Source organism: Aminobacter sp. UC22_36, from assembly GCF_044056035.1.
Taxonomy (GTDB): domain Bacteria; phylum Pseudomonadota; class Alphaproteobacteria; order Rhizobiales; family Rhizobiaceae; genus Aminobacter.
The window spans coordinates 1,404,599-1,418,110 of record NZ_CP171996.1 but is presented as its reverse complement, the minus strand read 5'-3'; the positions used below and the strand labels follow the sequence as shown (position 1 = coordinate 1,418,110).

13 protein-coding genes are annotated in these 13,512 nt (G+C 65.5%); 5 read left to right on the top strand and 8 right to left on the bottom strand.

All coding sequences use genetic code 11. The annotated features are described in order from the left end of the window. Positions 1–179 precede the first annotated feature (179 nt). The 4 genes from ACHMW7_RS10140 to xylA all read right to left on the bottom strand — a co-directional run bounded on the left by ACHMW7_RS10140 (position 180) and on the right by xylA (position 3,282). On the bottom strand, positions 180–938 hold the full coding sequence (locus ACHMW7_RS10140; protein ID WP_395450126.1) for a TIGR01458 family HAD-type hydrolase: 759 nt from the start codon (positions 936–938) through the stop codon (positions 180–182). Between the two features lie 62 nt (positions 939–1,000). Then, positions 1,001–1,234 (bottom strand): hypothetical protein, encoded by a 234-nt coding sequence (locus ACHMW7_RS10135; RefSeq protein ID WP_395450125.1) that lies wholly within the window; start codon positions 1,232–1,234, stop codon positions 1,001–1,003. Positions 1,235–1,340: 106 nt separating this feature from the next. Next, a complete protein-coding gene (locus tag ACHMW7_RS10130; RefSeq protein WP_395450124.1) occupies positions 1,341–1,832 on the bottom strand; it encodes a GNAT family N-acetyltransferase in 492 nt (163 codons plus the stop codon). Positions 1,833–1,956: 124 nt separating this feature from the next. Next, positions 1,957–3,282, bottom strand: coding sequence for a xylose isomerase (gene xylA / locus ACHMW7_RS10125; protein ID WP_395450123.1), 1,326 nt, complete (start codon positions 3,280–3,282; stop codon positions 1,957–1,959). A 151-nt stretch (positions 3,283–3,433) separates the two neighbouring features. On the opposite strand from xylA, the gene ACHMW7_RS10120 reads away from it, so the two are divergent. Further along, positions 3,434–3,793, top strand: a complete 360-nt coding sequence (locus ACHMW7_RS10120; RefSeq protein WP_395450122.1) for a nuclear transport factor 2 family protein — start codon at positions 3,434–3,436, stop codon at positions 3,791–3,793. Between the two features lie 17 nt (positions 3,794–3,810). Here the strand turns inward: ACHMW7_RS10120 and xylB are convergent, their stop codons facing one another. The 3 genes from xylB to ACHMW7_RS10105 form a co-directional block, all read right to left on the bottom strand. Next, the gene (xylB, locus tag ACHMW7_RS10115) at positions 3,811–5,262 is read right to left on the bottom strand and encodes a xylulokinase (RefSeq protein WP_395450121.1); all 1,452 of its coding nucleotides are present in this window, start codon (positions 5,260–5,262) and stop codon (positions 3,811–3,813) included. 215 nt (positions 5,263–5,477) lie between these two features. Further along, entirely contained in the window at positions 5,478–6,800 is a 1,323-nt protein-coding gene (locus ACHMW7_RS10110; protein WP_395450120.1) for a tetratricopeptide repeat protein, read from the bottom strand. 8 nt (positions 6,801–6,808) lie between these two features. Further along, positions 6,809–7,429 carry a LysE family translocator gene (locus tag ACHMW7_RS10105; protein ID WP_395450119.1) on the bottom strand — a complete coding sequence of 207 codons (621 nt, stop codon included), beginning with the start codon at positions 7,427–7,429 and terminating at the stop codon, positions 6,809–6,811. 179 nt (positions 7,430–7,608) lie between these two features. Between ACHMW7_RS10105 and ACHMW7_RS10100 the strand changes: the two genes are divergently transcribed. From ACHMW7_RS10100 to ACHMW7_RS10090, 3 genes are all read left to right on the top strand, one after another. After that, a complete protein-coding gene (locus ACHMW7_RS10100) occupies positions 7,609–8,340 on the top strand; it encodes a L,D-transpeptidase (RefSeq protein ID WP_395450118.1) in 732 nt (243 codons plus the stop codon). 153 nt (positions 8,341–8,493) lie between these two features. Beyond that, positions 8,494–9,660, top strand: coding sequence for a diphosphate--fructose-6-phosphate 1-phosphotransferase (locus ACHMW7_RS10095; protein WP_395450117.1), 1,167 nt, complete (start codon positions 8,494–8,496; stop codon positions 9,658–9,660). A gap of 50 nt (positions 9,661–9,710) precedes the next feature. After that, positions 9,711–10,382, top strand: a complete 672-nt coding sequence (locus tag ACHMW7_RS10090) for an MBL fold metallo-hydrolase (protein ID WP_395451305.1) — start codon at positions 9,711–9,713, stop codon at positions 10,380–10,382. Between the two features lie 118 nt (positions 10,383–10,500). Here the strand turns inward: ACHMW7_RS10090 and ACHMW7_RS10085 are convergent, their stop codons facing one another. After that, a complete protein-coding gene (locus ACHMW7_RS10085; RefSeq protein ID WP_395450116.1) occupies positions 10,501–11,949 on the bottom strand; it encodes an aldehyde dehydrogenase family protein in 1,449 nt (482 codons plus the stop codon). Between the two features lie 317 nt (positions 11,950–12,266). Between ACHMW7_RS10085 and ACHMW7_RS10080 the strand changes: the two genes are divergently transcribed. Beyond that, a complete protein-coding gene (locus ACHMW7_RS10080; RefSeq protein WP_395450115.1) occupies positions 12,267–13,511 on the top strand; it encodes a TCR/Tet family MFS transporter in 1,245 nt (414 codons plus the stop codon). The last annotated feature ends 1 nt before the right edge of the window (position 13,512 follow it).

The following is a 13,512-nucleotide window of genomic DNA, read 5'->3' as shown; positions in this document are numbered from 1 at the left end:
CATTCAGCTCAACGCAGAAATACCCCCACCTTCGATCCCTCCCCACAAGGGGGAGGGAAGCTTTGCGCCGCGCCAAGCGATCGACGAAATCGCTTGGCGCTGAGCGTTCCGATCCCCTCCCCCTTGTGGGGAGGGGTAAGGGGTGGGGGTGATCCTCGATGCGATCAAAGCAAGCGGCCTCAGCGGCGATGAGCCAGGATCCAGTCGACCGCTGCCGCGAGATCATCGACAACAGCGCTCGGATGCGGCGCGTGGCGGCTCTCGTCACCGGCGCGATATTTTCCCGTCCGCACCAGCAGCCCGCCCCCAAGTCCTGCCCGCAAGGCGCCGGCGACATCGCTTTCGGCGTCGTCGCCGACCATCACCGCCTGCCCTGGCGGACAGTCCAGCCCGGCAAGGGCGGCGTGGAAGAATTCCCGCGCGGGCTTGCCCAGCACCGTCGCCTGCTTGCCAGCGGCGAATTCAAGCGCTGCGACGAAGGCGCCGGCATCGAGGCTGAGCCCGCCATCGGCATCCCTCAAGGTGCGGTTGACCGCAAGCGCGACAAACTCGGCACCGTCGATGAGCTGGCGGAAGGCGACGTTCATCGCCGCATAGGTGAAGGCGTCGGCGGCATCGCCGACCACCACGGCCTTTCGGTCGCCGAAGCTGTTGCCGGCGAATTCGGGCATGAGGTCGGGATGGACCAGAAGCTGCGGCACGCAGCCTTGGCGGGCGAGCCAGTCGACAGCCGCGCGCGCCGGCGTGAACAGTTCTTCGTCGCCGACGGCAACGCCGAGGCTCGCCAGTTGCGACACGATCGCCCGGTGCGGCGAGCGTGTCGTGTTGGAGACGAAGCGGATCGGCAGGCCCTCGGCGCGCAGCCGCCCGATGGCTGCGACCGCGCCTGGTATCGGCGTGTCGCCATCATAGACGACGCCCGAGAGATCGAGCAGCACCGCGCGTATCATGCAAGGAGGATGGCGGAGCGCCCTTGGTTCGTCAAACCACGCTGTCGGGATCAGGCCGCGGCGCGGCCATCGACATCGATATGCGCGCGCATGTTCTGGGCGAGCACGGCTTCAAGGCGCGAGGCGACTGCCCGGCTCCACTCGTCGGACAATTCGGGCACCAGCGGCGGAGGCGGTAGCGCCATCAGGCGATCGACGAACGAAACGTCGCCGGCCTTGCCGAGCAAGGCTTCGATTGCCGGATCGTGGGTATCTCTGCTGAAAGTCTTTTGTTCCCGTCTCATGGCGCGCTAAGTCCCTGATTCGACGGGCGTCTTGAGGGCGAGAAAGAGGCAATTCGGGGGCAGGCGTGTGCGCCGCCGCCGGGCTCAATCAGGCCGAGTCCCGCCTTCACCTCAGCCCTAGGCCGAGCGGCTTTTCGAACAGCACCGTGGTCAGCCCGCTGTCCCACTCCTCGTCGGGATAGCGCGCCGTCTCGATATAGCCCATGGCACGATAGAAGGCCTGGCTCTGCTGGTTGAACGTATCGGTTTCGAGCCGCACCTTCGGCAGGCCGGCCTTGCCGATCTCCTGTTCGGCCCGCGCCAGCAGCAGCCTGCCGAGGCCGAGGCGCTGGAACCTGCCGGAGACGTGCAGCGCCTCGATGAAGTCGCCGCTCCAGTGGACCATGCCAGCGACCTGCCCGTCGACTTCGGCCACCCAGAAGGCGAGGCCGTTTTCATCGACATAACGGCCACCGACATCCGACGAGAGATAGCGTTCGCCAGCCGCTTCGGTGATCTCCGGCCGCCAGGTGCTCTCGAAGGTATCGGCGAGCACATCCTTGACCGCGACAAGATCCTCGGGCCGGGCCGGTCGCACCGAAATGTTGCGCTTGTCCATCTGTCGCTCCTGCTCTTGAAGCGCCGCTCTAGCAGCAACCCCGCATCCCGGCATCGGACAGCGTGGACAAAAAATGGCGCCAGCCCGGAGGCCAGCGCCATGTCTCATTGCGGTGCGAAAGCCGTCAGACGTAGCGGTTGACGACGTTTTCCAGATATTCCTGCCGCCCCGACCTGGGCTGCGGCTCGATGCCGCCAGTGACCACACGCGCGGCGATCTGCTCGAGCGTGCGCTCGCCCGCCAGCATCGCCTTGGCTTCAGTCGCGTTCCAGCCGGCGTAGCGTGCCTCGAGCGGACCCGACAGCGCCTTGTCCTCGATCATCTTCGCCGCCGCCTTGAGGCCACGCGCGCAGGCATCCATGCCGCCGATATGGGCGACCAGCAGGTCTTCCGGGTCGAGCGACTGGCGGCGCAGCTTGGCGTCGAAATTGGTGCCGCCTGATTTGAAGCCGCCGCCCAGCAGCACCTGGTAGTAGGCCAGCGCCATCTCGGGCACGTTGTTGGGGAACTGGTCGGTGTCCCAGCCCGACTGGTAGTCGTTGCGGTTCATGTCGATGGAGCCGAAGATGCCGAGCGCGTTGGCGGTTGCCAGCTCGTGCTCGAAGGAATGGCCCGCCAGGATCGCATGGCCCTGCTCGATATTGACCTTCACCTCGTTCTCCAGCCCGTACTTCCTGAGGAAGCCATAGACGGTGGCGACATCGTAATCATACTGGTGCTTGGTCGGCTCCTGCGGCTTCGGCTCGATCAGGATCGTGCCGGTGAAGCCGCTTCTGTGCTTGTAGTCGACGACGAGGTTGAGGAAGCGACCGAGCTGGTCGAGCTCGCGGCCCATGTCGGTGTTGAGCAGCGTCTCATAGCCCTCGCGGCCGCCCCACAGCACATAGTTCTCGCCCTTGAGCCGCCTGGTGACGTCCATGCAATGCTTCACCGTCGCTGCCGCATAGGCAAAGACGTCGGGATCGGGATTGGTCGCAGCCCCCGACATGAAGCGGCGGTTGGAAAACAGGTTCGCCGTGCCCCACAAAAGCTTGACGCCGGTCTTGGCCATCTTGGCTTCGAAATGGTCGGCGATCTCGTCGAGGCGCTTGGCGCTCTCGGCGAAGTTTGCACCTTCGGGCCGCACGTCGGCGTCGTGGAAGCAATAATAGGGAACCCCAAGCAGCGAAAACAGCTCGAAGGCGACGTCGGCCTTCAGCCTGGCATTGTCCATCGTTTCGCCGAACCCCGTCTTTGCAAACCAGGGCCGCTCGAAGGTCTGGCCGCCGAACGGGTCGCCGCCCGGCCAGGCAAAGCTGTGCCAGTAGGCGACGGCAAAACGCAGATGGTCTTCCAGCCGCTTGCCCAGCACCACCTCGTCGGCATTGTAGTGACGATAGGCCAGCGGGTTGGTGCTGTCGGGGCCTTCATAACGGACGGGCTTGATGTCGCCGAAATAGCCGGTGCTCATGGGAGAACTCCTTTCAGTGAGTACGCTTAACCGCCGCGGACAGTGCGGCCGTCGAAATTCCGATTTCGATTACCTCAGGCGTAATTGGTTCCAGTCGGCACTGCTGCGACAAGGGTCGCGTCAACCAAGACGCAACTGACGGAGAGCAGAAATGACCGACTACAACGCCATCGCCGAGGCCTACTTCGCTGCCTGGAACGAGACCGAGGCGGCCGCCCGCAAGGCGCTGGTCGAGGCGGCCTTCACCTCCGGCGTGTCCTATCGCGACCCGATCATGCAGGGCGACGGCCATGACGGCATCGACGCGCTGATCGCAGGCGTGCACGGCCAGTTCCCCGGCTTCCGCTTCAAGCTCAAGGGCAAGGCCGACGGCTTCGGCGACCACATCCGCTTTTCCTGGGACCTTGGCCCCGATGGCGCGGAGGCCGTGATCGAAGGTTCCGATTTCGCCACGATCAAGGACGGGCGCCTGAGCACCGTCACCGGCTTCCTCGACAAGGTACCGGGCTGATCTGGCACGCTCGGCGTTCACATCGTCCCCCGGATCGCCGGATAGAGCTTGCGATAGCGCTGGTAGGCCTCGGCATAGGCGCTTGCCAGCGCTGCCACCGGCTCGATGGTTTCAGCCGTATCAGGCGGCGTGCAGACCTGATGCGGGTCGGCACCTTCGGCGGCGATGAGGCCGAGCCGCGCGGCGCCGAAGGCAGCACCAAAATCGCCGTCGGCGGGAATGTCGACCGGCAGCCCAAGTGCTGTCGCGATCGACTTCAGCCAGTAGCGCGAGCGCGAGCCACCCCCTATGGCGGTCACGCGCGTCAGCGAGGTCCCGGCCGTGGCCAGCGCTTCCAGGCTGTCGCGGAAGGCAAAGGCCACGCCCTCGAGCACCGCTTGCGTCATCCCGGCCCGGTCGATCTCATGGGCAAGGCCAGTGAACGAGCCGCGGATCGCCGCGTCATTGTGCGGGGTGCGTTCGCCCGAGAGATAAGGCAGGAAGGTCACGCCGGAAGGGGCGCGCAATTCGTCGCCCAGTTCGCCGGTGAGTTCCGCCGCATCCTTGCCCGTGATGTTGCTCAGCCAGTTCAGCGAATCCGTCGCCGACAGGATCACGCCCATCTGGTGCCAGGCATTGGGCAGCGCATGGCAGAAGGTGTGGACCGCACTTTCAGGGTTGGGCAGGTAGGCGCCATTGGCGGCAAACAAAACGCCCGAAGTGCCGAGCGACACGAAGGCAGCACCTGGCGTGACCGTGCCCATGCCACAGGCGGAAGCGGCGTTGTCGCCGGCGCCGCCTGATATCACCACGCTTTGCGCCATGCCCCAGCGCGAGGCCAGCTCGCCGCGCAGCATCCCGGCCCGGTCGGTGCCTTCGACCAGCGACGGCATATGCTCGGTGCCGAGACCGGTGGCGGCCAGAAGCTCGGGCGACCAGCGCCGCGCCGCGACGTCGAGCCAGGCGGTGCCGGCGGCGTCGGACATTTCGGAAATATATTCGCCTGCCAGCCACAGCCGGAGATAGTCCTTGGGCAACAGCACCTTCGCCACCTTGGCGAAAACATCCGGCTCATTGGCCTTCACCCAGGCGAGCTTGGGCGCGGTGAAGCCGGGGAAAACGATGTTGCCGGTGATCTTGCGGAAGCGCGGGTCGGCATCGAGGCTGGCGGCCTCGGCGAAGCTGCGCGTGTCGTTCCACAGGATGCAGGGCCGCAGCACCTTGCCTGCGGCATCGAGCAGTGTCGCGCCATGCATCTGGCCCGACAGGCCGATGCCGCGCACGGCGGAAAGTTCGCTCGGATGCGCCGCCCTGAGCTCGGCGATCGCCTCCTCGGTGGCGCGAATCCAGTCGGCGGGATCTTGCTCGGACCAGCCATGATGCGGCCGGGAGACGTCGAGCGAACCATGGCCGGAACCTGATATCTTCTGGTCGGCGTCCATCAACAGCGCCTTGACGCCTGACGTGCCGAGATCGAGCCCGAGATACATGCCATTCCTCCCGAATGAGCGATGCGGACGCTGGCTGCGCCGATCCTCTCACGTCATTGGCCAGCCTTCGTTGCCAAACGGCAGAAACGGCCAGGGCCATCGCCCGTTCCTCCGACGGACGGTGCTTATTAGCAAACATTCCGGGGTCGGGTCGACATTTATTTCGGAACTCGCAAAAAATATATCGAACGCCTTGCAACAACCGAGCGAGCGGCTCAGCCATGCGCCAGAAGGGCTGCGCGCTGGATGAACAGGCCCGACAGCGGACTGGCCGGCCGCGCATGATGGCGTGTCGCTGCGAGCCGTACTGCCAGGGCGTCATTGCCGTCGCGCAAGGCCGCCTCGATCAACGTCAGCTCGATCACGTCGCGCTGGGCGTGGCTGCCGCCGAAGCGGTGGGCGATGGCCGTGACAGGTTCGAGCAACCGCACGGTCTCGCCATAGCGCCCCTCGCCAAAGGCCTTGATCGCCAGCGTCACAGGGTGGCCGACATCCCTGGTGAAGGTGGCATTGTCGTCGTCGCGGGCGATCGCCTCGCGCTGCGCATCGAGCATCGTCCTGGCCGGCGCATCGAGCCCGGCGCCGACAAAGGCCATCATCGCATGCGCATCGTTGAAGGCGTAGTTGCCGGCGGCAGCCTTCGGCGTCCAGTTCGCCGCAAGCCTGGCCCAGCGCGCGCCGACATCGACGCCGCCAAGATGCAGCCGCCACAGGATTGCCGAGGCATCGACCATGTTGAGCGCCAGCGTCGATTGCGCGCCGTAGATCGGCCCGTCATAAAGCGCGAGCACCGCGTCGGTCTCGCCAAGATCGTAGTGGAACAGCGCCAGGTGCCACCAGTTGTGGACCTGGAGAAAACTCTCTTTCGTCCAGGCATCGGTGTTGCCGCGCATCCAGGCGATGCCGTCGCGCTGGCGGCTCTGCATTTCCATCACATGCGCCACCGCATGTTGGGCCCAGCCGTCGCGCGGCTCGAGCGCCACGGCCTCGCGGCCGAGCGTCTCGGCCCTGATGTAGTCGCCCATCTCCTCGAAGCCGAAAGCCTGCATGCCAAGGATGGCATGATAGCCGGGCATCGACTTGCTCCATGCCGGCAGCGCCCGCGCGATGCGATCGCGCAACATCGGTGCATTGCCGGTGAAGAAGTCGATCTGGTGTCCGGCCTGCAGCGCCAGCGCATCGGTCGGATGCTCCGAGCTCAGCTCTTCAAGGATGTGCCCGGCCGCGTGCCAATGGCCCTCGACGAGACGGCCAAGGGCTGCGACATGCGCTTTCTCGCGGCCCGTTGCAGCAAGCCCCACGGCGACCGCATGGCAATCGCGCACCACCGCCATCGCCTCACGGTCGGTTGAAAGCCCATAGAGCCAGCCCTTCAGCACATGCGCCATGACGAAGTCGGGTGCAGCGGCAATCGCCTGATCGGCCGAGCCGACCGGATCACCGACGAAGCGCTGGAGTTCGCTCACGCCACATTCGTAGTGCGTGGCCGCTGCCTCGTCGGCGCCTGAAAGTGCGAGCCCGAGCCGATCCTTCACCATGACACGCCTCAGGCGCCCGCGCGCACTGCCACGGCAACGCCAGCGCCAACCAGCAGCGTGCCGCCGGTGCGGTTGAAGATGCGGATGGCGCGCGGATTGGACACGACACTGCGAGCCCGCGACGCCACCAGCGCGTAGCCAAAGGCATTGGCGAAGGCGAGCGTCAGGAAGGTCAGTTCGAACACCAGCATCTGGGTCCAGAAGTCGCCGTTGCGGTCGAGGAACTGCGGCAGGAAGGCGACGAAGAAGGTGATGCTCTTGGGGTTCAGCGCCGTCACGATCCAGGCATGCGCCATCATCTTGGCGGCCGATGCGGCATCGGTGCGCGGCTTGGCGTCGAGCGAACCACCGGCGCGGAACAGCTTGATGCCGAGATAGATCAGATAGGCAGCACCGATCCATTTGAGGATGGTGAAGACGGTGGCCGAAGCGGCCAGCAGCGCGCCGATGCCGAGCATCGACAGCGTCATCGCGGTGAAGTCGCCCAATGCGACGCCGACGGCCATCGGCAGCGCGGTACGCCAGCCCTGGCCGAGCGCATAGGACACGACAAGCAGGATGGTTGGGCCCGGAATGACCAGAAGCACCGCGGACGCGGCGGCAAAGGCGGCCCAGCTTTCAAACGACATGGCAATTCTCCCTCATTGTATCAGGGATCAAGCTCCGCAGCCGTGCCGATGTAAAGCCCTTAACGCAAGCCATGTGGCGTTCACGCTTTTTCAACCATGAATGGTGAAAATGCATTTCATCCACAGCCGGGGTTCGCTCCGGTGCCTGGCCGCCCCCGCGTATTGAGTGGAATTGTGCCGTGTCGAAATCGCCTGCTCCGAAGTCCGACCTCCCGAAACTTGCATCGCGCCGCAACGTGCTGTTCGGCCTTGGTGCAGCCGGCCTTGTCGCCGGCTGCAGCCGCAGCATGGATTTCGAAATGCCGGCGATGGGCCTCGATAACATGGCCACCGGCTCGATCCGCCCGCAGATCAGCGTCGACAAGCAGGTCACCAGCCCCAATGTGATGTACGCGTCCTTCACCGACGAAGGGTATCAGCTGCCGGAAATCCCGTTCGCCAAGGTCGACCCGAAATTCCGCCGCCAGATCGTCGTCGATCCGACCGGCGAAGCGCCCGGCACCATCGTGGTCAAGCTGCAGGAACGCTTCCTCTATCTGGTCCAGCCCGGCGGAGAAGCCATCCGCTACGGTGTCGGCATCGGCCGCGACGGCTTCTTGTGGAACGGCCGCGCCAACATCCAGTACGGCAAGAAATGGCCGACCTGGACGCCGCCGCGCGAGATGATCGCGCGCAAGCCGGAACTGGTGAAGTGGGCTGGTGGCCAGCCCGGCGGCCTCGAAAATCCGCTCGGCGCCCGTGCGCTCTACATCTACAAGGACGGCCAGGACACCGGCTACCGCGTCCATGGCTCGCCCGAATGGTGGACCATCGGCCAGGCGATGTCGTCAGGCTGCGTGCGCATGATCAACCAGGACGTCATCGACCTCTACAGCCGCGTCAACGGCAAGACCCCGATCGTCGTCGGCTAACCGGCAAGTGGCCGGGGCTGCGGCTCCGGTCCCGACTTTCGAAACCTTCCAAACCGATTGACTCTCCCATTGCGTCCATTCGCCAGAAGGGCGAATGTGCCGGAAAACAGCGCCGTGCTGGCGGCCATTTTGGCACCCCTGGGGAGGACGACCATGCCCTCGACATTCGTGATTGCACAAGGCGGCGGACCGACCGCGGTGATCAACCAGACGATGGCCGGCGCGGTGCTCGAAATCCGCCGGCGCCATCCCAAGGCACGCGTGCTCGGTTCACGCCACGGCGTGCGCGGCATCCGCGACGGCGACTATGTCGACCTGACCGACATCGCAGAGGAACAGCTGCTGCGCATTGCCGCGACCCCCGGTGCAGCGCTTGGCAGCACGCGCGACAAGCCCGATGCCGCCTATTGCGACCTGGTGCTTGAAGGCCTGAAGAAGGCCGACGCGCAGGCCTTCATCTATATCGGCGGCAACGACACCGCCGGCACCCAGCAGATCCTGACCGAAGCGGCCAAGGGCAGCATCGCCTTCGTGCATGCACCCAAGACCATCGACAACGACCTCGAGGAAAACGACCACACTCCGGGCTTCATCTCGGCGGCGGAGTTCGTCGCCGGTGCCTTCCTCAGCGTCGATCTCGATTTCCGCGCCCTGCCCGGCATCTATGTCGGCATCGTCATGGGCCGCCACGCCGGCTTCCTGACCGCCGCAGCCGCCGCATGGCGCGACGAAGACACCGACGGCCCGCACCTCATCTATGTGCCGGAGCGCGCCTTTTCGGTGCCGCGCTTCATCGAAGAGGTGAAGGAGACGCTCGGCCGCCATCGTCGCTGCGTCGTTGCGGTTTCCGAAGGTGTGAGCACCGCCGACGGCAAGGCGCTGGTCGAGAGCATCGTGCCTGCCGACAAGCTCGAACGCGACGCCCATGGCAACATCAAGCTGTCGGGCAGCGATCTGAGCCGGGCCTTCGAAAACGCGCTCGCCGAAGGCCTGCCCGGCAAGCGCGCCCGTGTCGATGCGCTCGGCTACATGCCGCGCGGTTATATCGGCGCGGTCAATGCCGTCGACGCGCAGGAGGCCTTCGACGCCGGCGTCTTCGCCATTGATGCGGCCGACAAGGGCGGCGGTTCGGTGGCACTGAAATATGAGGGCGGCAAGACCGTGCTCAAGCTGGTGCCGCTGGCCAATGTCGCCGGCAAGACCAGGCACATGCCCGACGACTACATGCTGCCTGACGTCAATCATCTGTCCGAAAAGGGCATGGACTATTTCAGGCGGCTGGTACCCGGCCGCTTCAAGATCGGCAGGCCGTTCGTGTGACGACCCATCCCGGCTGGTTTTCGAAAAGCCTCGTCGACGACACCACGACGATGCTGACCGAGCCATTCGTCACAGACTATTGCCGCGCCAACATCTGGCTGGTCCGCGGCCGCGACCTCGACATGCTGGTCGACACCGGCATGGGCATCTGCCCACTAGCGCCTGAGATCGAGACGAACCCGGGCAAGCCGCTTCTCGTCGTCGCTACCCATGTCCATCTCGACCATGTCGGTTCGCTGCACGAATTTTCCTGGCGCGCCGGGCCGCGCATCGAAGCCGCGTTCTTCGAAACCATGCCGGACGCTGCCACCTACGCCCACATGTTCCGCAATTTTCCCGGCGCGGTGTCCGAACTGCCTTATGCCGGCTGGAGCTCCGCCGACTACGCCATCAGGCCCGCGCCATTGCATCGCCTTTTGGATGAAGGCGACGTGGTCGAGCTTGGCGACAGGCGCTTTTGCGTCCTGCACCTGCCCGGCCATTCGCCGGGATCGATCGGCCTGTTCGACGAGCAGGACGGCACGCTGTTTTCAGGCGACGCCATCCATGGCGGGCTGCTGGTCGACGACATGCCGGATTCCGACCGCACCGCCTATTGCGCCACCATGCGCCGGCTCATGACCCTGCCGGTGCGCGTCGCCCATGGCGGCCACGCCGACAGCATCGACGGCACGAGGATGCGCGAGATTGCCGGGGACTATCTGAGACGGAACGAGGGCTAGGCGCGAGCCAAGTCTGATCCCTCACCGCAAGCCCCCCCTCTCCGTCACGGCTTCGCCGAGGGGGAGCCTCTTGCGCTGGGGGAGCCTCTTGCGCTGCTCTTGCGGCTAAACGCCGGGATCAGCCCAGCCCTTCCTCGAAGCCACTGATCGCCTTGACCTCGAGGAAATCCTCCAGCCCCCATTTGCCGCCCTCGCGGCCGAGGCCCGACTGCTTGTAGCCGCCGAAGGGGCTGCCATAGGGCCGGTCGGTGCCGTTGATCTGCACCATGCCGGCGCGCAGCTTGCGCGCCACGCGCTGGGCGCGCGCCCTGTCGCCGGTCTGGACATAGGCCGACAAGCCATAGGGCGTGTCGTTGGCAATGGCGATCGCTTCTTCTTCCGTTTCGAACGGGATCATCGCCACCACCGGCCCAAAGATCTCCTCGCGGGCGATGCGCATGTCGTTGTTGGCGTCGGCAAACACCGTCGGGCGTACATAATAGCCGCGGTTGAAGCCTTCGGGCCGGCCGAGCCCGCCGGCAACGACGCGCGCGCCTTCCTTGATGCCGGCGTCGATCATGCCTTGCACCTTGTCGAACTGGACGTCGGACGACAGCGGGCCGATATGGTCGCCATCCTCGGCCGGATTACCGACCTTGACGGTGGCGGCATATTTCGCCGCGATGTCGACGGCCTTGTCGTAGACCGGACGCTGCACCAGCATGCGCGTCGGCGCGTTGCAGGACTGGCCGGTGTTTTCAAAGCAATGCGCCAGCCCGCGCGTCACCGCGTCGGTCAGGTCGGCGTCGGCGAAAACGATGTTGGGCGACTTGCCGCCCAGCTCCAGCGCGACGCGCTTGACCGTCTCGGATGCCGCCTTGGTCACGGCGACGCCGGCGCGCGTCGAGCCGGTGAACGACATCATGTCGATGCCGGGGTGGCGCGACATCGCCTCGCCGACGGTCGGCCCGTCGCCATTGACCATGTTGAACACGCCGGCCGGGAAGCCGGCTTCCTCCATCATCTCGGCGAACACGATCGACGACATCGGCGCGATTTCCGACGGCTTCAGCACCACCGTGCAGCCGGCGGCAAGTGCCGGCACGACCTTCAGCGCCACCTGGTTCATCGGCCAGTTCCACGGCGTGATCAGCCCGCATACGCCGATCGGCTCGCGCACGATGCGCTCCTGCGGGTTCTTCGCATCGAGCGGTTCCTCGAACTCGAAATTTTTCAGCACTTCGATGAAGCTCTCGATGTGGCCCGAGCCGCTGGCTGCCTGCGATTCCAGCGCCAGCTTGATCGGCGCGCCCATCTCCCAGGAAATCGCCTGGGCCATGTCGCGCACGCGCCTGTTGTAGGCGGCGAGCAGCTTTTCAAGCAGCGCCAGGCGCTGTTCGCGGCTGGTCGCACTCCACGCCGGGAAGGCGCGTTGCGCTGCGGCCACCGCCTTGTCGACATCGGCGGACGAGCCCAGCGAGATCACCGCGAAGGGCTGCTCGTCGGCCGGGTTGATGACGTCGAGCTCTTTCGCGACCGTTGGCGCGACCCACTTTCCGTCGATGAAGAAATCCGTCTTGCGCAGCATGGCAGGCTCCCTGGTGCATGGCCCCGAAAATCGCAATCGATTTTCGGAAAGGATCAGTTTCAAAATTCTACAGCATCCTTTGCGCCTCCCATGGGACGCGCGGCGCTGTCGTGTTGGCGGAGTTGTAGAACGGCGCGCGGCGCGCCCGTATCTTGAATCCGACGGCATTTGTAGGCCGGCAACCTTGGTGCGGGAAGGCTTGGGTCAGCGCTTGGCCGCCCGTGCCCCAATGTCAGTAGGTTTGGATAATATTCCCCGCCACGGCTGGATCGCGCGACTGGTTGTTTTTATAAGGCTCCTCCATCGAGGCCACCACAATGTCCATATCAGGTTCGCGTCGCCAGGCGGCGATCGCCTTCATCTTCGTCACCGCCGTTCTCGACATCATCGCCATGGGCATCATCATCCCGGTGCTGCCGTCGCTGATCGAGGAGTTTGCCGGCTCCAACGCCGACGCCGGCTGGATCAACGGCGTCTTCATTGCGCTGTGGGCCTTCATGCAGTTCGTCTGCTCGCCGATCATCGGCTCGCTTTCGGACCGCTACGGCCGCCGCCCCGTCATCCTGTTGTCGACCGCGGGCCTTGCCGCCGACTATGTGCTGATGGCTGTGGCGCCCAACCTGTGGTGGCTGGCGCTCGGCCGCATCGTCGCCGGTGTCACCTCGTCGAGCTTCACCACCGTCTTTGCCTATATGGCCGACATCACCCCGCCCGAGGGCCGCGCCCGCGCCTATGGCCTGATCGGTGCCGCCTTCAGCGCCGGATTCGTCGCTGGCCCGCTGATGGGCGGCTTCCTCGGCGAGATCTCACCGCGCGCCCCGTTCTGGGTAGCGGCGGCGATGAGCGGGCTCGCCTTCCTCTACGGCGCTTTTGTCCTGCCGGAATCGCTGCCGTTGGAAAAGCGCATGTCGTTTTCCTGGCGCCGGGCCAATCCGTTCGGCGCGATGATGCTGTTGCGCTCGCACCCTGAGCTGACCGGCCTCGCCGCGGTGACCTTCCTGCTGCACTTCTCCCACCACGTCTTTTCGGCGGTGTTCGTGCTCTACGCCGCCTACCGCTACAACTGGCATGCCTGGGAGGTCGGCACGTTGCTGGCGATGGTCGGCGTGCTCGACATGATCGTCCAGGGCCTGATCGTCGGCCCCGTCGTCAAGCGCTTCGGCGACCGCGCCACCATGGTCTTCGGCCTGTTTGCCGGCGCCTTGGGCATCGCCTGCATGGGCCTTGCGCCCACCGGCTTCTGGTTCGCGCTGGCGATCATCCCCAACGCGCTTTGGGGCCTTGCCATGCCAACGACGCAGTCGCTGATGACCCAGCGCGTTTCCGAATTCGAGCAAGGCCAGCTGCAGGGCGCCAATATGAGCGTGGCCAGCATCGCCGGCGTCGCTTCGCCGCTGTTTTTCGGCGCCGTCTATGCCTGGACCGTACGCGACGGCACGTCGATGCCCTACCCCGGCCTCGCCTTCTACCTCGCGGCAGTCGTCCTGCTTGGCGCCGCACTGCTCGGCTGGGTGGTGGCGCGCAAGGCCGACCGCGCCGACGCGGCGCAAGAGACGGCGTAAG

Excerpts from the sequence above, each read along its gene's own strand:
- ACHMW7_RS10135 (WP_395450125.1), bottom strand. The coding sequence starts at position 1,234 with ATGAGACGGGAACAAAAGACTTTCAGCAGAGATACCCACGATCCGGCA.
- ACHMW7_RS10130 (WP_395450124.1), bottom strand. The coding sequence starts at position 1,832 with ATGGACAAGCGCAACATTTCGGTGCGACCGGCCCGGCCCGAGGATCTT.
- xylA (WP_395450123.1), bottom strand. The coding sequence starts at position 3,282 with ATGAGCACCGGCTATTTCGGCGACATCAAGCCCGTCCGTTATGAAGGC.
- ACHMW7_RS10120 (WP_395450122.1), top strand. The coding sequence starts at position 3,434 with ATGACCGACTACAACGCCATCGCCGAGGCCTACTTCGCTGCCTGGAAC.
- xylB (WP_395450121.1), bottom strand. The coding sequence starts at position 5,262 with ATGTATCTCGGGCTCGATCTCGGCACGTCAGGCGTCAAGGCGCTGTTG.
- ACHMW7_RS10110 (WP_395450120.1), bottom strand. The coding sequence starts at position 6,800 with ATGGTGAAGGATCGGCTCGGGCTCGCACTTTCAGGCGCCGACGAGGCA.
- ACHMW7_RS10105 (WP_395450119.1), bottom strand. The coding sequence starts at position 7,429 with ATGTCGTTTGAAAGCTGGGCCGCCTTTGCCGCCGCGTCCGCGGTGCTT.
- ACHMW7_RS10095 (WP_395450117.1), top strand. The coding sequence starts at position 8,494 with ATGCCCTCGACATTCGTGATTGCACAAGGCGGCGGACCGACCGCGGTG.
- ACHMW7_RS10090 (WP_395451305.1), top strand. The coding sequence starts at position 9,711 with ATGCTGACCGAGCCATTCGTCACAGACTATTGCCGCGCCAACATCTGG.
- ACHMW7_RS10085 (WP_395450116.1), bottom strand. The coding sequence starts at position 11,949 with ATGCTGCGCAAGACGGATTTCTTCATCGACGGAAAGTGGGTCGCGCCA.
- ACHMW7_RS10080 (WP_395450115.1), top strand. The coding sequence starts at position 12,267 with ATGTCCATATCAGGTTCGCGTCGCCAGGCGGCGATCGCCTTCATCTTC.